Here is a 21,775-nt window from a genome sequence, read left to right as displayed (position 1 = left end):
CCCACTCAGGGCGATGCGCTTGCCGGTTGATCCGGCAAGCATCGGCGTCCGCCAGGGGGACCGACCAGGCTCGCCGCGTTCAGCGGGCGAGACTGGACGAGGAGCCAACCATCTAGTGCCACTCGCCGGGGCCCACGCCCTGGATGCTGCGGTCGCGCAGCCACTCCGCCACGGCACGCGCGACCCATTGCGGATCGTCCAGCGGCAGATCGTGGCCGGCCTTGGTGTGCAGTCGCAGCGGCGCCCCCCAGGCGCGGCTGATGGCCTGCGAGCAGCGCCAGTCGACCAGGTTGTCGCCCTTGCTGCACAGCAGCAGCATGGGCGCAGCGGGCCGGGTGCGGCTGGCGCGATAACGGGAGCTGGCGAGCAACTGGCGCATGGTGTTGCGCACACCCAGCGGATGCTGGCGCTGCAGTTCAACCCAGCGGTCGATGACCGCCTGCGCGGGTGTCAGCCGCGTCGTCAGACTCAGCACGCGTTCCTCGCGCATGCGGGCACTGAAGCGGCTCAGCGACAGCAGCAGCAGACCGAGATAGTTCAGAGGCCGCGGCTTGCGGAACAACTCGCTGAACGGCCGCAGGCTGGGATTGATCAGCACGCCGGCCTCGACCTCCTTGGGGTAGCGATTGGCCCAGTCGCTCAAGACCGCCGCGCCCAGCGACATGCCGATCAGCGACGTCGGACCCGTCACGCCACGCCGCTGCAACTCGGCCCGGCAGGCATCGACGATGGCCGACACCTGCGTCGGGCTGGCCTGGCGGCGCAGGGTGCCGGTGCCAGGCAAATCCAGCATCAGCAGCTGTGAGGCCGGTTGCAGCGCGCGCAACTCGCGCAGCAGATGCTCGGGGAAGACGCCCCAATGCCCGCTCTCGCGCGACAGGCCGCGCAGCAACACCCACACCGGCGCCGAGACGGCCGACTGCGGCGCCTGGCCCAATGGGGCCGCGGCGAGGAAGGGGTCGGGAGCAGCAGAGGCTGCGTTGAGGGTCATCGGCAGGTATCGAAACGTTGCCGGCGAGGATAACGGCGCCCCGCAACAACCGGGCTCGGGAATGTCGCTAGGACGTAGGACGTCAAACGCCCGGCTTGCCTGCGGGCCCGTCGGGCAGCAGGCAGGCGTCGGCCACCTGCAGGTTGTTGTCACGCGCGAAGTTCATGACGAAGTCCCAGGCCATCGGCTCGAGGCGCTTGAGCTCCTCGTTGACGACGACGCACTTCACGCCATTGATGACGGTGGGCACGCAAAGCGGCGAATAACCGATGTAGGCGCCAATGCCGCCACGCGCGCCGCCGGGGCGAAAGCAGGACATCGCGCCGGCCAGTCGTTCGGCCCAGTCGCTGGGGCGGAAGGTGCGTCCGTCCAAGGTGACACCTTGGATGAAGACTTCGCGCGGCGAGGGGGCAACGGTCATGGACAACGGGGGGCTTCGCGGTACAGCGGAGCTCCGCTGTCAAAGACCGCTATTGTGCCTCGGCGAAGCCGCATCTGTTGCGGCGCAGCAAATGTCACCGCATGGACTCTAGAATCAAAAGCCCACTTTTTCTCAACCCAATCGGAGACCCGATGAACGCTGTCCCCTCCTCGTCCGAGCCCCATGTCATGCCGACCTATGGCCGCCTGCCCGTTGCGCTTTCGCACGGCCAGGGCTGCTGGGTCTGGGACACGGAAGGCCGACGACTGCTGGATGGGCTGGGCGGCATCGCGGTCAACACGCTGGGCCACAACCACCCGCGCCTCGTGCCGGCGCTGCAGGAGCAGATCGCCAAGCTGATCCACACCAGCAACTACTACCTCGCGCCGCTGCAGGAACGGCTGGCCGCCAAGCTCTGCGAGATTTCGGGGCTGGCGAACGTCTTCTTCTGCAACAGCGGACTGGAGGCGAACGAGGCGGCCTTGAAGATCGCCCGCAAGTTCGGCCACGACCGCGGTAATGACAACCCGGCCGTGCTCGTCTTCGAGGGCGCCTTCCATGGCCGCTCGATCGCGACGCTGTCGGCCACGGCCAACCCCAAGATCCAGGCCGGCTTCGCGCCGCTGGTGCCGGGGTTCGTGCGCGTGCCCTTGAACGACACCGCGGCCGTCGAAGCGGCGCTCGATGCCAACCCCAACGTCACGGCCATCTTCCTGGAGACCATCCAGGGTGAAGGCGGCATCAACCCGGCCCGCATCGAGTTCCTGCAGGCGCTGCGCCGCATCTGCGACGCGCGCGACCTGCTGCTGATGCTGGACGAGGTGCAATGCGGCATCGGCCGCACCGGCAAGTGGTTCGCGCACCAGTGGGCAGGCATCAAGCCGGACGTGATGCCACTGGCCAAGGGCCTGGGTTCGGGCGTGCCCATCGGCGCCGTCGTCTGCGGCCCGCGCGCGGCGAGCGTGCTGAAGGCCGGCAACCATGGCACCACCTTCGGCGGCAACCCGCTGGCCATGCGCGCCGGCGTCGAGACGCTGACCATCATGGAAGAGGACGGGCTGCTGGCCAATGCTGAAGCCGTCGGCGCGACGCTGCGTGGTGCACTGGCCGAAGGTCTGGCCGGTGAAGCCGGCGTCGTCGAGATCCGCGGCCAGGGCCTGATGCTGGGCATCGAGCTGGACCGCCCGGCCGGCGTGCTGCTGACACAGAGCCTGGACGCCGGCCTGCTGATCAGCGTGACCGCCGACCGCGTCGTGCGCCTGCTGCCGCCGCTGATCCTGACGCATGACGAGGCCCGTGAGATCGCGGCCCTCCTCGTGCCGTTGATCAAGGCGCTGCTCGCGCAGCCCAAGCCATGAAGCCGGGGCAAGGACTGATGCGTCACTACCTGCAGTTCAAGGACTTTCGCGCCGAGGAATACGCCCACCTGTTCGACCGCGCCGCCATCATCAAGCGGCGCTTCAAGAACTACGAGCGTTACCAGCCACTGGCCGACCGCACGCTGGCGATGATCTTCGAGAAGGCCAGCACGCGCACGCGCGTCAGCTTCGAGGCGGGCATGTACCAGATGGGCGGCTCGGTCGTGCACCTGACGACCGGCGACAGCCAGCTGGGCCGCGCCGAGCCGGTGGAGGACTCCGCGCGCGTCATCAGCCGCATGGTCGACATCGTCATGATCCGCACCTTCGAGCAAAGCAAGATCGAGGCGTTCGCGGCGCACTCGCGCGTGCCGGTCATCAACGGCCTGACCAACGAGTACCACCCCTGCCAGATCCTGGCCGACCTGTTCACCTTCATCGAGAACCGTGGCATGGACCGACGCGGCGCCATCGACATGGACTGCCTGAAGGGCCGCGTCGTGGCCTGGGTGGGGGACGGCAACAACATGGCCAACACCTGGCTGCAGGCGGCCGAGATCCTCGGCTTCACGGTGCATGTCAGCACGCCCAGCGGCTATGGCGTGGACCCGGCTGTGGCCGGCGTGAAGGACAGCAGCTGCTACAAGGTCTTCAGCGACCCGCGCGAGGCCTGCATCGGTGCCGACCTGGTGACGACCGACGTCTGGACCAGCATGGGCTACGAGGCCGAGAACGAGGCCCGCAAGGCGGCGTTCACGGACTGGTGCGTGGACCGCGACATGATGGCCCGCGCCAAGCCGGACGCGCTCTTCATGCACTGCCTGCCGGCCCACCGCGGCGAGGAGGTGGCGGCGGACGTCATCGACGGGCCGCAGTCGGTGGTCTGGGACGAGGCTGAGAACCGCATGCACGTGCAGAAGGCGCTGATGGAGTACCTGCTGCTGGGCCGCATCGGCTGAAAACCTTGCGCCCACAAAAAAGCCGGCTGCCAACAGCCGGCTTTTCTTTTGGCGCGTGCCGATCAGGCGCGGCGACGGCGGGCCAGCAGCAGCGCGCCACCCGCGAGCAGCAGCGCAACGCTGGTGGGTTCCGGCACGGCGGCGATGTTGTCCAGGCCGACCAGATTGGCCGTGCCGGTCAGGTCGAAGGACTGGGCGGTACCGCTGAAGCTCAGCACGGCCTTGTTCCAGGCCGTGTAGTCGGCCGAGTTGGCGCTCAGGCTGATCGTGCCCAGCAGCGTGCCGGTGCCGTTCAAGCCGGAGTAGGCCTTGATCGCGCCGGTCACGGCTTCGGGAGACGAGTAGTAGAAGCTCAGGCCACCGGTGACGCCACCGGCGACGTTCATGTAGGCGGCCGTGTTGTCGCCACCGAGCTGCGCGAAGGCCGTGCCCAGCATCGATGGTGCGCCGGCGTAGTAGTCGCCGTTGGGCAGATTGCCCAGGCCGTCGTTGTTGGACACGCCCAGCACGTTGGTGAAGGTCACGCCATCGGCCGCATAGGCGTCGGCAATGTCGGTGCCGTAGACCCAGCTCTTTTCGAAGTCGACGGACAGGGGGGCGGCAGCGAAGGCCGGCGAGGCCAGGCCGAGGGCCAGGGCGAGGGTGGCGAGCTTCATCGAGTGAACTCCAGAGCTTGAGTGGTTGGGCGGCGACGGCCGCGACGTTTGAGTCGGGGCGCAGTGTGTTCGGCGAAGACGACAACTGCGTGACGCCCCCAAGTCAAAGTGCCGCCGTTCGGCGCTCGTCACCGCGCTGTCACTGGCCGCTGCCATGGTCGCCGTCTTCGTCCGCCCGTCCCGTCCATGCCGCCACGCGCCCTGCCCCGCCGTCATCTGCTGCTCGCCGCCGGCGGCACCTTGCTCGGCCTGGCACGCCCGGCGCAGGCCTGCGAGTTCTTCAGCAGCCACTTGCGCATCTGGCACCCGTGGACGCGTGCCACGCGTGTCGATGCCGACACCGCCCGGCTGTGCATGCGCTTCGACGAAGTGCAGAAGACCGACCGGCTGATCGGCGTCGAGACCCCCGTGGCTGGGGGGGCCAGGCTGGCCGGCGCGGGTGCACCCGAGAAGGGGCAAGCCCTGTCACTGCTGATCCGCGAGGGCGAGACGCTGACGCTCGCCGAGGACGGCTTGCACATCGAGTTGCTGGACCTGCAGCAACCCCTGCAGCTCGGCCGCAGCTTCCCGCTGCGGCTGCTCTTCGAGTCCGCCGGACCGGTCGACGCGGCGCTCAACGTCGACTACGCCGGCCTGCGCTGAGCCGGCACGCGTTTCGGCCCACGCCGTGTCGCATGGCCGTCACGCCAGGGTCACGACCGCTTCCTAGCATCCGCCCCGTTTCACGCCCACCCCAAACAAGTCCTGGAGCCGCACCCCATGAATCATTTCTTCAGCAAGAGCCAGCTCGCCTTGGCCGCCCTCGCGGCGCTCGGCAGCGCTGCGGTCATTGCGCCCAACCTGGCCACCGCCGCCGGCAAGACGGCCGGCAAGTACGTGGCCGGTGACTTCCACAACCACACCACCTGCTCGGACGGCGCGATCTCGATGCAGAAGCTGGTGAAGAAGGTCACCGACAAGACCGAGACGCCCTGGGGTCTGGACTGGTTCGTGCAAGCTGGCCACGGCGGCAACGGCAACCGCAACTGCACGCTGGTCGAGGACGCCACGCTGTCCACGCCCGCCTACCCGTTCGTCGCCGGCCAGGGCCCGACGACGACCTGGGCCAACAGCATCGGTGCGGCCAACCTCAAGGGCACCGGCGGCGGCGTGGGCGGCACCGGCAACATGTGGCGCTGGCAGTCGCTGCAGGAGTACCAGTACCAGGTGGTCGAATACCTCGCGGCCTCCAAGAACCTGCCGCTGTTCATCGGCCTGGAGTCGGTCGTCGCCGGCCACGAGCACAGCTCGATGTCCGTCATCACCGGCCAGATGCCGGTTGCGCTGGACAGCGCCACGATGCCCACGACGCCCGGCTACACGGCGCTTGGCAACGCCAACGCGCTGGCCCAATGGTCCTATTGCTTCGACCGCGGCGACACCGACACCAGCCGCGGCAACGTGACCGGCTCGGCCATCGGCAACAACTGGAATTGCAGCAACGCCGCCAGCGCCGACTCCACGTCCGCAGCGCTGGGCTGGAACGACGCCGCCAAGAAGCTGCTCCAGCCTGGTGGCACGGGCACCGGCGAGAAGGGCCATCTGAAGACCGTTGAAGCGCTGAAGTGGATGGCAAATTTCCATGGCCAGGGCAGCTACTACGTGCCGGCCCACCTGGAGCGTGCCGGCCCGTTCAACCCGAACGGCAACAACGGCTTCAACATCGAGCACCTGCGCAACTTCAACAACGCCGCGCCCAACGTCGCCTTCGGCTTCGAGTCGCAGCCCGGCCACGGCGCGTCGGCCAACCGTGGTGAATACCAGGTCAACCGCAACAACTTCGGCAGCGGTGTCGGCCTGGTCGACTCCGTCGGCGGCACGACCTACGGTGGCACGGGTGTCTACGCCGGCCAGGTCGGTGGCGTCTGGGACGCCCTGCTGGGTGAAGGTCGCAACTGGTGGTTCTTCGCCAGCTCCGACTGGCACAACCGTGGCAGCTTCAGCCCCGATGACCGCCGCTCCACGCAGGACTTCTACCCGGGCGAATACCAGCGCACCTACGCCATGGTCCGCAACGGTGCCGACAAGCTGCGCCCGCAGACCATCGTCGACGGCCTGCGCACCGGCAACGCCTACTCCAGCTCCGGTCAGCTGATCGACCGCCTGGCCTTCGTCGCCTGCACGTCCTACCCCGGCATCGGCGCGCGCAGCAATGCCGCCGTCGAGGCGCTGGCCATCGCTGCCGCCACCAATGGCACCGACATCGACAAGGCCGGCTGCGCGACCATGGGTGAAAAACTCGCGGCCCGCCCGGGCGCCGAGATCGTCGTCGCCGTCGTGCTGCGCGACCCGGAAGGCGCGAACTTCTCGCCCTACAGCTTCCCCAACCCGTCGCTGGCCCAGATCGGCGTCAACCAGCCGCTGAACAAGCCGGTGCTGGACCACGTCGACCTGATCCGCGGCATGGTCACCGGCTACAAGACGCCGGGCGCAGCGGACTACTCGGGCGAATGGCCGCGCAACACGGCTTGGCTGACGGCCACCGGTGACACCACCGGCCTGGGCGCCGTGCCGGCTGCCGCCAAGAACACGACGGCCGCCATCCTGAAGACCTTCAGCGGCAACGGCAGCTCGGCGTGGACCCAGGTGCAGTCGGGCGTGGACAACACCGTCTTCCTGAAGATGAGCTTCCGCATCCCGGCCGTCCAGGCTTCGCAGTACGTGCGTCTGCGCGGCAGCAACCTGCCCGCCTCCGTGCCCTACGAGACCGATGCCAACGGCAACCCGCTGGCTGACATCTTCACCAACGCCAGCAACACGGCCATGCTGCGCATCCCCTGCACGACGGTGGGCAACAACGTGCCGGCCAACGGCGTCGAATGGAAGCAGGCCAACGGCACCATCAACGGCTGCCCGGCCCACCTGGCCACGGCCACGGGCGCCAGCCCGATCGCCGGCCAGAAGGCCGTGTCGTACGACGTGGCCGCTTGGTCCGACCTGTGGTTCTACAGCAACCCGATCTACGTCGAAGTGGCGAACTCCACCGCCGTTGCCGGCGTGAAGTGATCCGCCCGCGAGCCTGAGGCCTGACCGTCCCAGGGGTGCCGCAGCGATGCGGCACCCTTTTTCCATCTGACGGCGACGGGTTGGCCCGCGCCGCCTGTCTTCGTCCTGTCTTGTTTGCTGCCTAGCATCGCTGGCTCACTCCGCCGCCACCATGTCCAGCGTCCTGCCGCCCGTTTCCCTGCCCACCCGATCCCGTCCCCCGTTGCCTCACTGGGTCCGGGAACCGCTGCTGCACTTCCTGCTGCTCGGCGCCTTGCTGTTCGGCGTCGACCGCCTGGTCAACCGCGGCACGGGCGAGGCCAACGAGATCCTCATCAGCGCCGAGGTCGACGCCGAGGCGCGTGAGCTGTTCAAGGCGCAGCGCGGCAAGGAACCCAATGCCGAGGAAATGACCGCGCTGCGCAAGGTCTGGCTGGACAACGAGGTGCTCTACCGCGAAGGCCTGGTCTTGCAGCTCGACAAGGGCGACACCGCCATCCGCGAGCGCGTCATCTTCAAGGCGCTCAGCGTCGTCGACGGCGGCACCAAGCTGCCGCCCGCCACCCAGGAGCAACTGCGCGACTGGTTCGAGAAGCACCGCGCCAAGTACGACGAACCGGCCCGCTTCGACTTCCAGGAAGCCGTGCTCGGCGGCGAGGCCGGCGAGGCCGCCGTGCGCGCCTTCGTCGACATGCTCAACACCGGCACGCCGGGCGACGCCAAGGCCGGCCTGCGCGTCTTCAAGGGCCGGCCGCACGGCAATCTGCTGCAGAGCTATGGCGAGGATTTCGCCAAAGCGCTGGAGGCTGCAACGCCGGGCCAGTGGCTGGCCCTGCAATCGCGCGCCGGCTGGCATGCCGTGCGCCTGGACAGCGCCAGCCCTGCCCGGCCCGCCAACTTCGAAGCCCTGCGCAACATCGTGCAGCAGGACTGGACCGACGCGACGCTGGCCGAGCAGCGCAGCGCCGCCGTCGCCCAGCTGGCCAGGAAGTACACCATCAAGGTCGAGGCGCCCGCGCCATGAAGCGCCTCGTGAACTGGCTGCGCGCAGCGTTTCTGCTCGCGCTGGCCGCCGCCGCGCTGCCGGGCTCGGCCCACGAGATGAGCATGGCCGAGCTGCAGCTGCGCGAGACGCGGCGTGGCGAATTCCTCTGGCAGTGGGGCGCCGGCGAGAAGCGGCCCATTGCGCAGGACCTCACGCCCGTCTGGCCGCAGGGCTGCGCGGTCGCGGGCAATGTGCTGCGCTGCGGCGAGCAAGGCCTGTCGGGCGCGATGTTCGTCAAGGGTGTCGGCGAGCGCTACTCGGCGGCCATCGTCAAGGTCATCTGGCAGGACGGCGAAAGCCATGTCTACACGCTCACCAAGTCCCAGCCCACGGTGCAGCTCTACGGCGCGGCCAACGACCCACGCGGCATGGGCGAGATCGCCAACGCCTACACGCTGCTGGGCGTGGAGCACATCCTGGGCGGCATCGACCACCTGCTGTTCGTCGTCGGCCTGCTGTTCCTGGTGGGCTTTCGCCGCCGGCTGGTCTGGACCATCACCGCCTTCACGGCCGCGCACAGCCTGACGCTGGCCAGCAGCGCGCTGGGCTGGCTGACGCTGCGCTCGGCGCCGGTGGAAGCCAGCATCGCGCTGTCCATCGTGCTGGTGGCCGTCGAGGCGCTGCACAAGCGTGACACGCTGGCGCGGCGCTGGCCGGCCGTCGTCGCCTTCCTGTTCGGCCTCGTGCACGGCCTGGGCTTTGCCGGTGCGCTGAAGGAGATCGGCTTGCCGGAGAACCACCTGCTCGTTGCGCTGCTGACCTTCAACGTCGGCGTGGAGCTGGGCCAGTTGATGGCCGTCGGTGTCTGCTGGTGCCTGTGGCGCCTCAGCAGCCGCTGGCCGGCCGCGCAGCGGCTGCGCACCGTGCTGCTCTACATGATCGGCAGCGTGGCAGCCTACTGGTCGTGGCTGCGCATTGCGGCGGTGCTGGCATGACGGATGAGGTGATCGGCCTGTTCCCGGTGCCGCTGCTGCGTGTGCCCGGCGCGCTGCCGCGGCCGCTGGTCAACGCGCTGGTGGACCACTTCAGCACCCGCGCGCTGCAAGCCAACAACAGCTCCGACGCGCTCTCCCACACGCGCATGCTGCAGCCAGCCGACAGCCCGCTGCTGGTGCAGGCTGCTGCCCTGCTCACGCCCAAGATCGCCGAGTTCGGCCGCCTGCTGTTCGGCGAGACGCTGGGCTGGGCCATCAAGGAGATGTGGGTCAACGTGCTGGACACCGGCGGCCGCCAGGCCATGCACAACCACGCCAACAGCTTCGCGTCCGGCGTCGTCTACCTGACCGAGACCGACGACTCGGCGCGCACCGTGTTCATGAAGTCGCCCGGCGGCCATGACTTCGCGCTGAAGAACGACCACGCCGGCGTGGCGACCGGCCCCTACAACGCCGAGAAATGGGTCAGCCCCGCGCCCAGCCCGGGCGACCTGGTGCTGTTCCCGAGCTACCTGATGCACGCCGTGCCGCCCAACGCCGGCGGGCGCCGCATCAGCCTGGCCTTCAACGCGATCCCGACGCGGCTGGAGAGCTGGGGCTACACCTTGAGCTTCAACGCTTGAGCGGGCTGGCCCTTGCGCTGATGGCCGCGTCCGGCTTTGCCGGGCTGGGTTACCAAGTCGTCTGGACGCAGCAATTCGGCCTGGTGCTGGGCCACGAGTCGGCCGCCGTGCTGGCCGTCGTCGCCGCCTTCTTCGGCGGCCTGTCGCTGGGCGCGCTGGCACTGGGCCGGTGCATCGAGGCCAGCGACAAGCCGCTGCGCTGGTATGCCGGCTGTGAGGCCTTGATCGGCGCGTGGGGCCTGGTGCTGATGGTGGCGATGCCCGCGGCCAGCAACGCCGCGCTGGCGCTGATCGGGCCGGATGCGACGCCGCTGTGGCACTGGTGCGTGGCCTTTGGCGCGAGCTTTTTGCTGCTGCTGCCCGCCACGGCCGCGATGGGTGCGACGCTGCCGGCCATGGCCCGCATCGCCAGCGCCGGCGTGGCGCCGCTGTACGCCGCCAACACGCTGGGCGCCGTCATCGGCGTGCTGGCCACGGCGTTCTGGCTGATCCCGGACTGGGGCCTGACGCGCAGCGCCGGCCTGTGCGTCGCGCTCAATCTCGGCTGCGCGACATGGGCCGGGTTGGCGTTGCAAGCCTCGCCCGCGGTCACGCCGGCCAGGCCGTCATCGAACCGACCGTTGTGGCTGCTGACACTGACCGGCCTGCTGGGCATCGCCTACGAAGTGCTGGCCGTGCGCGTGCTGAGCCAGGTCGCCGAGGACACGGTCTACACCTTCGCGTTGCTGCTGGCCGTTTACCTGGCCGGCAGCGCGTTGGGCGCCGCGGCCTTTGCGCGCTGGCAGCGGCTTCGCAACACGCCGAGGCTGCTGCAGGCGCTGGCCTTGAGCATCCTGCTCGGCATGGCAGCGCTGTGGAGCGCGGAGGCGATCAAGCAGGCCTTGCAGCCCGAGACGCTGGCCGCCGCCCTGGCCACCGAGGCCTTGCTCGCCGTGGCTGCCTTCGCGCTGCCGACGCTGCTGATGGGCGCCCTGTTCTGCCAGCTCAGCGCCGATGCAGCCGAGGCCGGCATCCCGTTCAGCCGCGCCCTGGGTGTCAACACGCTGGGCGCGATGCTGGCCGCGCCGCTGTTCGGCGTCGCGCTGGCGCCGGCCCTGGGCCCGAAGCTCGCGCTGCTGCTCGTGGTGGCCGGCTACCTGGCGCTGGCGCCGGCCTGGCGAAGTCCGGCCTGGTGGCTGCCCGCGGCGGCCACGGCGGCACTCGCGCTGCTGGCACCGCCGCTGGCCTTCATCGACGTGCCCGAGGGCGGCCGCGTGCTCAGCTACCGCGACGGCGCGATGGCGGCAGTCAGCGTCGTCGAGGACGGGGCCGGCGTCGCGCGCCTGCGCATCAACAACCGCCAGCAGGAAGGCAGCAGCGCCACGCTGCTGGTCGACGGCCGCCAGGCCCTGCTGCCGCTCCTGTTGCACCCGGCGCCGCAGCGGGCGCTGTTCCTGGGCCTGGGCTCGGGCGTCACGGCCGGTGTTGCCGCGCAGGTGCCGGGCGTGCAGGTCGACGCGGTCGAGCTGCTGCCCGAGGTCATCACCGCCTCGGCGCTGTTTCGCCCGACGCTGGGCGACGGTCCCCTGCCCCGCCTGCACGCCGCCGACGCGCGTCGCTACGTTCGCACGGCCACGCAGCGCTACGACGTCATCGTGTCGGACAACTTCCACCCGGCCCGCAGCGGTTCGGGTGCGCTGTACACGGTGGAGCATTTCCACGCGGTGCGCGAGCGACTGACGGCCCACGGCCTGTTCTGCCAATGGCTGCCGCTGCACCAGCTGGACATCGCCACGCTGCGCAGCATCTCGGGCGCCTTCCTGCAGGCCTTCCCCGATGGCGCCGCGATCCTGGCGAGCAACAGCCTGGACACGCCCACCGTGGGCCTGGTCGGCCGCGCCGGCGGCACGCGCTTCCAGCCCAACGGCATCAAGCCCGAGCTGGCCGCGCGCTTCGGCCTGGCTGACGACTTCGCCGTGCTGGGCAGTTTCGTGGCCGACAACGCCGCGCTGCAGCGCCTGGCCACCGGCGCGCCGCTGAACACCGATGACCGCCCCTGGGTGGCCTACCGCGCGCCACGCGTCACCTACGCGCCCGACGCCGCGCCGCGCGACCGCCTGCTGGCGCTGCTCGCTCAAGTCGACGTCGACGCGGCAACGCTGCTCATCGCACCGGACGCGGCGCTGGCCGCACGCCTGACCGCCTACACCCAGGCTCGGCGCGGCTATCTGGCGCTGGGCGGCCGCACCACGCCCAGCGCCGACCCCGCCGTCATGCTGGCCCGCGTCGGTCAGCCGCTGCTGGCCGTCCTCAGGCAAAGCCCCGACTTCCAGCCGGCTGCCGAACCGCTGCGCCGCCTGGCGCAAGCCCTGGCACCACGCGACCCGGGCGGCGCGCAACGCCTGTTGTCATCCTTAGCCGATATCCGCCCCGAGCTCGCCGCCCCCTGAACCCGTGTTGGGCCGGTGTCAGTCCTTCGTGGCAAGCTCGGGCCCATGCGCTGGGCCTTCATCACCGATATTCATGCCAACCGACAGGCCTTCGAAGCCGTGCTCGCCGATGCCAAAGCCCAGGGGGCGACACGCTATGCCTTGCTGGGCGACTTTGTCGGCTACGGGGCCGACCCGGCCTGGGTGTTGGACCAGGTCATGGCCATGGTCAGCGACGGCGCCATCGCCGTGCAGGGCAACCACGACGAGGCGGTGGCTCATGGCAGCACGCCCGGCATGCACCCCGACGCGCGCGCCGTTGTCGACTGGACCCGCTCGCAGCTGGATGAAGACCAGTTGCGCTTCCTGACCCGGCTGCCGCTGCAAGCCCATGGCGAGCCCGGCCAGGTCCTCTTCGTGCATGCCAACGCCTTCGAGCCCAACGGCTGGGAGTACGTGCAAGGCCGCTCCGAAGCGGTAAAGAGCCTGCACGCCAGCCCGGCGCGCATCCAGGTGTGCGGCCACATGCACGAGCCCATGCTCTTTCACCTGTCGGGCACCGGCAAGGCGGGCGACTTCCGGCCCGTGGCCGGCGTGCCCATGCCGCTGCCGGCGCACCGCCAGTGGCTGGCCATCCCCGGCTCCTGCGGCCAGCCACGCGACGGCAACCCGGCGGCCTGCTACGCGCTGCTGGACCCGGGCAAGTCCGACCTGGACGATGCCCGCATCACCTTCCAGCGCGTGGCCTATGACGTCGAGGCCGCCTGCGACGCGCTGCGCGCGACGGAGATGCCGGCCCAGATCACCGATCGCCTGGCGCGCCGCCTCACCCTCGGCGAATGAGCATGACCGGTGCCGCGCCTCCCGCTCCGCTGGAAGTCGGCCAGGTGCTGGACGGCTTCCGGCTGGAGGAACGTCTGCACCAGGGCGGCATGGCCAACCTGTGGCGCGTCAGCCGCACCGACGCCACGGACGCTGGCGACGACGGCTGCGAGCTGCTGATGAAGGTGCCGCGCATCAAGGGCGGCGAGGACCCCGCCACCATCGTCGGCTTCGAGGTCGAGCAGATGCTGATGCCGCAGCTCAGCGGCCCGCACGTGCCGCGTTTCGTCGCGCGCGGCGACTGGACCAAGCAGGCCTACATCGTCATGGAGCGCATCCCCGGCGAAACGCTGCGCCCGCGGCTGGACGATGCGCCGCTGCCGCCGGAGGAAGTGGCCGGCATCGGGGCCCGCGTGGCCACGGCGCTGGCAGCGCTGCACCGCCAGCATGTGGTGCACCTGGACGTGAAGCCCAGCAACATCCTGTTCCGCCCGGACGGCACGGCCGTGCTGGTCGACTTCGGCCTGAGCCGCCACGAGCACCTGCCCGACCTGCTGGAAGAAGAGTTCACGCTGCCCATGGGCACGGGGCCCTACATGAGCCCGGAGCAGGTGCAGTTCGTGCGCAACGACCCGCGCAGCGACCTGTTCGCCTTGGGCGTCATGCTGTATCACCTGGCCACCGGCGAGCGGCCATTCGGCCAGCCGGACTCGGTGCGCGGCCTGCGGCGCCGCCTGTTCGTCGAGCCCGTGCCGCCGCGCGCGTTGCGCCCGGAACTGCCGCCGTGGTTGCAGGAGGTCATCCTGCACTGCCTGGAGGTGCGGGCCGACCGCCGCTACCAGAGCGCCGCGCAATTGGCGCTGGACCTGCGCGAGCCCGGTGGCGTGGCGCTGACGGCGCGCGCCGAGAAGCTGCAGGTCAGCGGGGCGATGCGCCGCCTCAAGCGCTGGTTCTTTGCGCTGGGCTCCGAGCCCGAACCCGCGGCGCCGGTGGGCCAGCAACTGGCCCGCAGCCCCATCGTCATGGCGGCGGTGGACGTCGACCACGCCACGCCCGAGCTGCTGAACCAGCTTTGCGAGACGGTGCGCCGCATCGTGCAGACCGAGGCCAGCGCGCGACTGGCCTGCGTGTCCGTCATGCGCGTGAACCGCATCGGCATCGACGAGCTGACCGACCAGCACGGCCAGAGCCTGCACGTGAAGCAGCTCATCGCGCTGAAGCACTGGGCGCGGCCCATCAGCAAGGCGCTGGCGTTGGAGGACGGGCGGCTGACCTTCCACGTGCTGGAGGCGCCCGACGCCGCCGGCGCCATCATCGACTTTGCCCACCGCAATGGCGTGGACCACATCGTCATGGGCGCGCGCGGCGCGTCGGCACTGCGGCGCTACCTCGGCAGCGTGTCGGGTCAGGTCGTGGCGGAGTCGGACTGCACGGTGACCGTCGTGCGGGAGCCGGCGGCGACTTGATGACCTCGGAGGTCATCGACGCGGCGCGGCCCGCGCTGCAGACTGCTTGTCATCAACACAAGGAGTCCAAACGATGCCCGCCTTCGATTCGCTGCCTCTTGCCGTCGCCCTGCTGATCGGCATCCCCGCCTTCGGGTCCTGCCTGGGCATAGGCCTGGCCAGCATGAAGCTGCTGGAAGGCATCGCCCGCCAGCCCGAGATCGCGCCGGAGCTGCAGACCAAATACTTCCTGGCGGTGGGCGTGACCGACGGCGCCTTCATCATCGCCACCGGCATCGGCCTGTGGTTCGCGACGGCGAATCCCTTCGCCCGCTAGGACTCAGCCGCCGAAATACGGGTCGCCCGCCGGCCGCTTCTTGCGCGCCGGCGCGATCTGCGTGTGCACGGTCACCGCGCTGCCGTTGGCCGCGACCTGCACCGCGGTGGGCGTGCCTTCGACGAGCTGGTCCGGGTGCCAGATGCGCACGCGGGCGGGGCCTTCGGGCAGGCTCTGCAGCACGGCCTTGCCGTCCTCGCCGCCGAGCTTGGCCCAGGGCGTATCGGCGACAAAGATGTGGCCGCGCATGGAACCGTGGATGTGGCAGCCCAGCAGGTAGGCGCCGGGCTGGGACAGCGTCTTGCTGTCCGCCGCCGGCGGCTTGCCCGCCACGCGGCCGGCCAGCCGCATCTGCGTGTTCAACCCCGGGTCGACATAGACGCCACCGGCGCCCATCAGGCCCAGGATGACGTGGTGGTCCCAGCTGTCGAGGTTGCTGAAGTTGACCTTGGCGCCCAGGCCCACGACGGTGACGGTGGGCACGAAGCGCAGCTTCTCCTGCGTGATGCTGGCTTCCATGACGGGCGCCGGGCGCGGGCCCTGCACGCTGCTGTCCACCAGCACGACAGCGTCGGCCAGCGGCTTGCCGCTGCGGTCCAGCACGGTGACGGTCAGGTCGGCAGCCTGGGCCACGGCGGCCACGAGCAGCAGGGTGGAGATCAGCGTGGCGCGCATGGTGCGTGAGGTGTGAACTGGGACCGAACCAGTGTCTCACCGCTGCCTACACTGGCGAGATGAGTGACAACCCCTGCCTGAGCTGCGGCGCCTGCTGCGCGAGCTTTCGCGTCGACTTCGACCGCAGCGAACTGGAGAGCGAGGGCGGCCGCGTGCCGGACGGGCTGGCGGTGGCGCTGACCGGGCGCCTGGTGCGCCTGCGCGGCACCGACCACGCGCAGCCGCGCTGCGCGGCGTTCACTGGCCAGGTGGGCGTGAAGGCCAGCTGCGGCATCCACGAATGGCGGCCTTCGCCCTGCCGGGAGTTCGGCGAGCGCGCGCCCATGGGCATTGGCGATGACGCCTGCGCGAGGGCCCGCGCGCGGCACGGGCTGGCGCCGCTCTAGGACCCTGTCGAGCCCCGCAACGGCTCACGCCGGCGCTGCTGCTCGCGCAGCTCGTTCAGCCAGGCCAGCTTGGCGCCGTACATCTCGCGGTCGCGGCTGGTGGCGCTGTTCTCCAGCGCCTTGGCAATCTCGCCCCGCGCGGCAGTCACGTCGCCCAGACCCCAGTTGGCCAGGCCCAGCCAGAAGTGGAACTCGGGCACATAGGCGGCGCGCGCGACCTCCTTGCGGAACAGCTGGCGCGCGGCCGCGAACTCGCCAGCCTTCATCGCTTCCACACCCTCGTCGAAGAACTTGTACGGCGGCACGGGCTGGATCTGCGCCAGTTGGGTGGCGTAGAGCTGTGCCTCCTGGCGCCGGCCGGTGTCGCTCAGCACGAGCACGAGGTTGGACATGGCCTGCACGTTCAGCGGCTCGCGCTCCAGCACCAGGCGCAGCGTCGATTCGGCGCGGTCGAACAAGCCCTTGCGGCGGTACAGCACGGCCAGCGTGTTGTAGGCAGACAGCCAGCGCGAGTCCGTCATGATGGCCGCGCGCGCCCACCAGTAGGCATCGTCCACCTGGCCCACCGTCAACGCCTCTGCGGCGCGGTTGTTCAGGTACATCGCGAGGATGGTGGATTCCTCGATGACGCGGCTGCGGTGGCGGCGCACTTGTTCGGGCGGCAGGAAGTCGATGGTCAGCAGCTCGGGGTCGCCGAAAACGGTCACGCGTGAGGACGTGGCCAGTGGCCGGGACAGGCTGATGTTGACGTGGCCGGCGACGAAGAAGATGCCGTTGGAGCGCGTCCAGTTCTCTTCCAGGAAGACGCTGTTGAAACGCACCGGCAGGTTGAGGTGGCGGGCGAAGGCGGCCGTCATCAGCACCAGCGACATGCAGTTGCCGCGCTTGGCGTCGAAGGCTTCCGAGGCAGTGCGCGTGGCATCGCTGTCGTAATCCAGTTGCAGCCTGCCCTTGGTGTAGAGGGCGTCGATGAGACCGTCGCGCAAGCCCTTGTTGCGGATCTCGCTGGCCATCTCGGTGTCGGCGAAGCGCTGCATCGCCGGGCTGAGTCTGAGCGCTTCCTGCGCGTCGATGCGCACGCTGGCCGGCTTGAACGCCGAGTCCAAAAACACCTCCTGGCGCGGCGGCGCCACGGGTTCGACGGCGCAGCCGAACAGGCTGATGAGCGCGAGTCCAGCGATCGAGGCGCGGATTTTTTTCATGTCAGTCTCCTGACACAAGCTTAGTCCCGCCCCGCTCTCCTGTCTTGAGTCATCCCGCACGCTTTGGACGATGTCGACGCCGTGCCACAGCTGACGGCGGCAGCGCTTAAAAGGCGGAGCAAAACTACAAAAAACCTCCAAGAACGGCGCGTGAAGGCTGCGCTTGCCAAACATCGCACGACCAAGCACCGGACGGCCGCGGGATTCCACCAGCTTCCTCATGTAGTTTTACTCCAATAGCATGCGCAAAATTCCAAGGAGACTCGGACATGACGACATGGGCAGACGGGCTCGCGCGGCAGGCGCGGCGGGTGGTCGGGGCGATGACCCTGGGCGTGTTCGGGTTGTTTTCGGCCTGTGGCGGCGGGGGCACTGCAGCGCCGGAGCAGGCGGCCTTGAGCAGCGTGGGCACCGCCGCGGCCGCCGATGAGAACGGTGTCGCGCTGCTGGCCGCCCTGCCCGCCGCCGGCCAGGTGCCGCGCGCCAAAATCGCCGCCGTGGCCACGCCCGGTGCACCGGCCACGTCGCTGCGCGTGCACTACCGCCGCGCCGACGGCAACCATGCCGGCTGGCAGATCCACACCTGGAACGCCGCGCAGAGCCCCAACTGGAACGAAGGCTGGAACGCCGCCGGCAGCGACGACTTCGGCGGGTACTACGACGTGCCGCTGGCCGCGGGCAGCGGCACGGTGGGTTTCCTGCTGCACAACGGCGACAACAAGGACAACGGCGGTGCCGACCAGAGCTATGTGCTGCAGGCCGGCGCCAACGAGATCTGGCGCCTGCAGAACGACGGCACCAACTACGCGACCAACCCGCTGCTGCTGCCGGTGCCCGACATCAAGACCGTGCGCGTGCACTACAAGCGCTTCGACGGCGGCTACAGCGCCTGGGGCCTGCACCTGTGGGGCAGCAGCGGCCTGAACGCGGCCGCGCTGCCGGCCGGCGTCAACATCGACGTCTGGAACCAGCCCGTGCCGCTGAGCGCGATGCCCGGCTACGCCGCCGGTGACGGCGAGGTGGTGTTCGACATCCCCGTGCTGAACCCGCAGGGCGACGTCAACCGCAAGGGCCTCGAATTCATCATCCACGGCATGCCGCCCAACGAGAACGACAAGGACGGCCGCGACAACAACATCCGCGTCGAATACTCGGCGCTGACGGTGCAGAACCAGGTCGGCCAGATCTGGCTGGTGGAGCGCGACGCCACGGTCTACACCGCGCCCCCTGACCTGCGCCAGGTCTCCAGCACCGACGCCCGCGCCGTGTGGCTGAACAAGACGCTGGTGAAGTGGCCGCGCATGGCGACCTCCGGCAGCGTGCGGCTCTATCACTCGGCCACGGGCCAGATCAGCGTCAGCGCCGACGCTCCCGTGCAAGGCGCGGACGGCTTCATCACGCTGGACGCCTTCACCGGCACCGTGCCGGCGGTCGATGCGCTGCGCTTCAAGTACGTCGCCAGCGGTGCCGTGTTCAGCGTGCGCCCCGCCGACGTGGCCCGCCTGCCTTCGCTGCACCAGCAGCAGCTCGTGCTGGTGCAGGAGGACGCCAACGGCAAGGTGCAGAACGCCACCACCGCGCAGATCGCCGGCGCGCTGGACGACCTCTATGCCGCCGCCAACAACGTGCCCGACCTGGGCGCCGTCATCGACCATGGTGCCACCACCTTCAAGGTCTGGGCACCGACGGCGCAGAACGTGTCGCTGGTGCTGACGACGCCCGTCAACGGCTCGCCGCTGCTGGCCCGCACGACCACCGACGCGATGACGCGCGACGCCGCCACCGGCGTGTGGCGCCTCACCAAGCCCGGCCATCTGCATGGCTCCAGCTACCGCTACCAGGTGCAGGTCTTCGTGCGCGGCGTGGGCCTGGTGCGCAACCTCGTCACCGACCCCTACTCGCTGGGCCTGACGCTGGGCGGCCAGCAGAGCGTGGTGGTGGACCTGCAGTCCCCCACCACCAAGCCACCCGGCTGGGACGGCAGCGCGCCGCCCACCACCGTGGCCGCGCCGTCGGACCTGAGCATCTACGAGCTGCACGTGCGCGACTTCTCGATCAACGACGCCAGCGTGCCCGCCGCCAAGCGCGGCAAGTACCTGGCGTTCGGCGAGGCCAACTCCAACGGCATGCGCCACCTCACGGCGCTGGCCGCCGCGGGCCTGACCGACGTGCACCTGCTGCCGGTGTTCGACATCGCCAGCGTCAACGAGAAGAGCTGCGTGACGCCTGCCGTGCCGAGCGCCGCCGCCGACAGCGACGCGCAGCAGGCCGCGGTCGGCGCCACGGCCGGCACCGACTGCTTCAACTGGGGCTACGACCCGCACCACTTCACGACGCCCGAGGGCAGCTATTCGAGCAACGCGGCCGACCCGCTCGCCCGCGTCGTCGAGTTCCGCCGCATGGTGCAGGCACTCAACGCCGCCGGCCTGCGCGTGGGCATGGACGTGGTCTACAACCACACCACGTCATCGGGCCAGAACGCGACCTCCGTGCTCGACAAGGTCGTACCCGGCTACTACTTCCGCTACAACGCCAGCGGCGGCATCGAGCGTTCCACCTGCTGCGAGAACACCGCGGCCGAGAACCTGATGATGGCCAAGCTGATGATCGACTCCGCCGTCACGTGGACGCGCGACTACCGCATCAGCTCGCTGCGCTTCGACATCATGGGCCACCACCCAAGGGCGGTCCTCGAGGCGCTGAAGGCCCGCGTCAAGGCCGCCGCCGGCCGCGACGTGCAGATCGTCGGCGAGGGCTGGAACTTCGGCGAAGTGGCCAACGGCGCGCGCTTCGTGCAGGCCGAGATGCTGTCGCTGAACGGCTCGGGCATCGGCAGCTTCAACCCGCTGATCCGCGACGCGGTGCGCGGCGGCGGCTGCTGCGACAGCGGCAATGCGCTGGTCGCGTCCCAAGGCTATGTGAACGGCTTCTTCTACGACAGCAACGCCAGCGCGTCCGGCCAGAGCCGCGGCGAGCTGATGTGGCAGGCCGACCGCCTGAAGGCGTCGCTCGCCGGCTCCATCCGCAGCTTCCAGATGCAGACCAGCTGGGACGCCAACCTGCGCCTGGACCAGATCGACGTCGGCGGCATCCCGGCTGGCTGGGTGCTGGAGCCGGGCGAGGTCGTCAACTACGTGGAGAACCACGACAACCTGACGCTGTTCGACAACAACGCCTTCCGCCTGCCCACCAACACCAGCCGCGAAGACCGCGCCCGCGTGCAGATCCTGGCCAGCGCCATCAATGCCTTCAGCCAGGGCGTGGCCTATTTCCACGCCGGCGTGGACACGCTGCGCAGCAAGTCGCTGGACCGCAACAGTTACGACAGCGGCGACTGGTTCAACCGCCTGGACTGGAGCTACGGCGACAACAACTTCGGCGTGGGCCTGCCGCCTTCGCGCGACAACGCCGACAACTGGGCCCTGGCCCGGCCGCTGCTGACCAACGCGCTGATCAAGCCGACCACGGCCGACATCGCCTGGACGCGCGACGCCTTCCGCGACCTTCTGCGCATCCGCAAGAGCACGACGCTGCTGCGCCTGCGCACGGCCGACGACATCAAGGCGCGGCTGTCGTTCCTGAACACCGGCTCCACACAGGAAGCCACCGTGCTGGTCGGTCGCCTGAATGGTGCCGGCTACCCGGGCGCCAACTTCGACGAACTGGTCTATTTCATCAACGTCGACAAGACCGCCAAGCAGCTGACGCTGCCCGCGCTGGCCGGCCACGCACTGGAACTGCACCCGGTGCACACCGCCGCGGGCGCCGCCGACAAGCGCGCCGCGCAAGCGGGCTTCAACCGCGCGACCGGGGCCTTCAGCCTGCCCGCCCGCACGGTCGTCGTCTTCGTTGCCCGTCCTGCCGCATCCAACTGAAAAACCAGCCATGAAGCACTTCAAACACCTGGCCGCCACGGCCGCCCTCGCCTTCGCGGGCCTGCTCGCCACGCCCGCCGCCCAGGCCGCCAGCGTCGTCGTCGACATCAGCGGCGCGCAAAGCATCAACCAGCAGGGCGAGGCCGGCAACACCGTCTGGCTCGTCAACATCGGCGCCAACACCGTGCTGACATCGCTGGACTGGACGCTGACGCTGAACGCCTTCGCGCCCAGCAGCCTGTCGGAGCTGCAGGTCAGCTTCGGCGACTCCAGCGGCGCCAACCTGCTCACCGTCATGCCGGCTGCGCTCGACGGCGGCTTCAGCGGCATCGGCCATTACAGCAACACGCTGAACCTGGCGGGCCTGGGCGTCGGCGCGGGCGCCGATGGCCTGCTGCGCATCGAGTTCAGCGAGGACCACAAGGACTTCGCGCTGGGCGTGGCGGAGGGGCAATGGGTCAGCGGCAACCTGACGTTTGGCGTGACGGCCGTGCCCGAGCCCGCCAGCGCCGCGCTGGCTGTGCTGGGCCTGGGCCTCGTGGGCCTGCAGGCGCGCCGCGCACGACGTGGCTGAACGGCGTTCACAAAAATAAACCGACGGCCGCGCATCGCA

General features: G+C 69.6%; 19 protein-coding genes. 14 read left to right on the top strand and 5 right to left on the bottom strand.

Going from position 1 to position 21,775, the window contains the following annotated elements; all coding sequences use genetic code 11:
- Positions 1 to 112: 112 nt before the first annotated feature.
- Positions 113 to 991: an alpha/beta fold hydrolase gene (locus AC1D29_RS19995; RefSeq protein ID WP_477900651.1), complete on the bottom strand. Its 879-nt coding sequence runs from the start codon at positions 989 to 991 to the stop codon at positions 113 to 115.
- 82 nt (positions 992 to 1,073) lie between these two features.
- The gene (locus AC1D29_RS19990) at positions 1,074 to 1,412 is read right to left on the bottom strand and encodes a DUF3579 domain-containing protein (protein ID WP_477900649.1); all 339 of its coding nucleotides are present in this window, start codon (positions 1,410 to 1,412) and stop codon (positions 1,074 to 1,076) included.
- A gap of 152 nt (positions 1,413 to 1,564) precedes the next feature.
- Here AC1D29_RS19990 and AC1D29_RS19985 point away from each other — a divergent pair, with 152 nt between their 5' ends.
- On the top strand, positions 1,565 to 2,770 hold the full coding sequence (locus AC1D29_RS19985; RefSeq protein ID WP_477900647.1) for an acetylornithine/succinylornithine family transaminase: 1,206 nt from the start codon (positions 1,565 to 1,567) through the stop codon (positions 2,768 to 2,770).
- Positions 2,767 to 3,729, top strand: coding sequence for an ornithine carbamoyltransferase (gene argF / locus AC1D29_RS19980; RefSeq protein ID WP_477900645.1), 963 nt, complete (start codon positions 2,767 to 2,769; stop codon positions 3,727 to 3,729). Before AC1D29_RS19985 ends, argF begins: the two co-directional genes overlap by 4 nt.
- A gap of 62 nt (positions 3,730 to 3,791) precedes the next feature.
- Here the strand turns inward: argF and AC1D29_RS19975 are convergent, their stop codons facing one another.
- Positions 3,792 to 4,385: a PEP-CTERM sorting domain-containing protein gene (locus tag AC1D29_RS19975; protein WP_477900643.1), complete on the bottom strand. Its 594-nt coding sequence runs from the start codon at positions 4,383 to 4,385 to the stop codon at positions 3,792 to 3,794.
- Between the two features lie 186 nt (positions 4,386 to 4,571).
- Between AC1D29_RS19975 and AC1D29_RS19970 the strand changes: the two genes are divergently transcribed.
- The 9 genes from AC1D29_RS19970 (at position 4,572) to atpE (ending at position 15,024) form a co-directional block, all read left to right on the top strand.
- Positions 4,572 to 5,027 carry a copper chaperone PCu(A)C domain-containing protein gene (locus tag AC1D29_RS19970; RefSeq protein WP_477900641.1) on the top strand — a complete coding sequence of 152 codons (456 nt, stop codon included), beginning with the start codon at positions 4,572 to 4,574 and terminating at the stop codon, positions 5,025 to 5,027.
- A gap of 117 nt (positions 5,028 to 5,144) precedes the next feature.
- Positions 5,145 to 7,430 (top strand): hypothetical protein, encoded by a 2,286-nt coding sequence (locus AC1D29_RS19965; protein WP_477901110.1) that lies wholly within the window; start codon positions 5,145 to 5,147, stop codon positions 7,428 to 7,430.
- 202 nt (positions 7,431 to 7,632) lie between these two features.
- On the top strand, positions 7,633 to 8,433 hold the full coding sequence (locus AC1D29_RS19960) for a peptidyl-prolyl cis-trans isomerase (protein WP_477900639.1): 801 nt from the start codon (positions 7,633 to 7,635) through the stop codon (positions 8,431 to 8,433).
- A complete protein-coding gene (locus AC1D29_RS19955; protein WP_477900637.1) occupies positions 8,430 to 9,389 on the top strand; it encodes a HupE/UreJ family protein in 960 nt (319 codons plus the stop codon). Before AC1D29_RS19960 ends, AC1D29_RS19955 begins: the two co-directional genes overlap by 4 nt.
- The gene (locus AC1D29_RS19950) at positions 9,386 to 10,012 is read left to right on the top strand and encodes a putative 2OG-Fe(II) oxygenase (RefSeq protein ID WP_477900635.1); all 627 of its coding nucleotides are present in this window, start codon (positions 9,386 to 9,388) and stop codon (positions 10,010 to 10,012) included. Before AC1D29_RS19955 ends, AC1D29_RS19950 begins: the two co-directional genes overlap by 4 nt.
- On the top strand, positions 10,009 to 12,441 hold the full coding sequence (locus AC1D29_RS19945) for a spermidine synthase family protein (protein WP_477900633.1): 2,433 nt from the start codon (positions 10,009 to 10,011) through the stop codon (positions 12,439 to 12,441). Before AC1D29_RS19950 ends, AC1D29_RS19945 begins: the two co-directional genes overlap by 4 nt.
- Positions 12,442 to 12,456: 15 nt before the next feature.
- Positions 12,457 to 13,263 carry a metallophosphoesterase family protein gene (locus AC1D29_RS19940; protein WP_477900631.1) on the top strand — a complete coding sequence of 269 codons (807 nt, stop codon included), beginning with the start codon at positions 12,457 to 12,459 and terminating at the stop codon, positions 13,261 to 13,263.
- On the top strand, positions 13,260 to 14,708 hold the full coding sequence (locus AC1D29_RS19935; RefSeq protein ID WP_477900629.1) for a protein kinase domain-containing protein: 1,449 nt from the start codon (positions 13,260 to 13,262) through the stop codon (positions 14,706 to 14,708). The genes AC1D29_RS19940 and AC1D29_RS19935 overlap by 4 nt, the downstream gene beginning before the upstream one ends.
- A gap of 73 nt (positions 14,709 to 14,781) precedes the next feature.
- Positions 14,782 to 15,024: a F0F1 ATP synthase subunit C gene (atpE, locus tag AC1D29_RS19930; protein WP_457427064.1), complete on the top strand. Its 243-nt coding sequence runs from the start codon at positions 14,782 to 14,784 to the stop codon at positions 15,022 to 15,024.
- 3 nt (positions 15,025 to 15,027) lie between these two features.
- Here atpE and AC1D29_RS19925 read toward each other — a convergent pair whose 3' ends face one another.
- The gene (locus AC1D29_RS19925; RefSeq protein WP_477900626.1) at positions 15,028 to 15,699 is read right to left on the bottom strand and encodes a cupredoxin domain-containing protein; all 672 of its coding nucleotides are present in this window, start codon (positions 15,697 to 15,699) and stop codon (positions 15,028 to 15,030) included.
- A gap of 59 nt (positions 15,700 to 15,758) precedes the next feature.
- On the opposite strand from AC1D29_RS19925, the gene AC1D29_RS19920 reads away from it, so the two are divergent.
- Positions 15,759 to 16,085, top strand: a complete 327-nt coding sequence (locus tag AC1D29_RS19920; protein WP_477900624.1) for a YkgJ family cysteine cluster protein — start codon at positions 15,759 to 15,761, stop codon at positions 16,083 to 16,085.
- Here the strand turns inward: AC1D29_RS19920 and AC1D29_RS19915 are convergent.
- A complete protein-coding gene (locus AC1D29_RS19915) occupies positions 16,082 to 17,287 on the bottom strand; it encodes a tetratricopeptide repeat protein (RefSeq protein WP_477900622.1) in 1,206 nt (401 codons plus the stop codon). The genes AC1D29_RS19920 and AC1D29_RS19915 overlap by 4 nt on opposite strands.
- A 269-nt stretch (positions 17,288 to 17,556) precedes the next feature.
- On the opposite strand from AC1D29_RS19915, the gene pulA reads away from it, so the two are divergent.
- Together pulA and AC1D29_RS19905 are read left to right on the top strand one after the other, a co-directional pair.
- Complete coding sequence (gene pulA, locus AC1D29_RS19910; RefSeq protein WP_477900620.1) at positions 17,557 to 21,162, top strand: pullulanase-type alpha-1,6-glucosidase; 3,606 nt, start codon at positions 17,557 to 17,559, stop codon at positions 21,160 to 21,162.
- Positions 21,163 to 21,172: 10 nt separating this feature from the next.
- Positions 21,173 to 21,736: a PEP-CTERM sorting domain-containing protein gene (locus AC1D29_RS19905; RefSeq protein ID WP_477900618.1), complete on the top strand. Its 564-nt coding sequence runs from the start codon at positions 21,173 to 21,175 to the stop codon at positions 21,734 to 21,736.
- Positions 21,737 to 21,775 lie beyond the last annotated feature (39 nt).

The sequence above is a fragment of the Roseateles sp. P1_C6 genome, from assembly GCF_056406315.1.
This window is presented reverse-complemented; position numbering and strand designations above follow the sequence as displayed.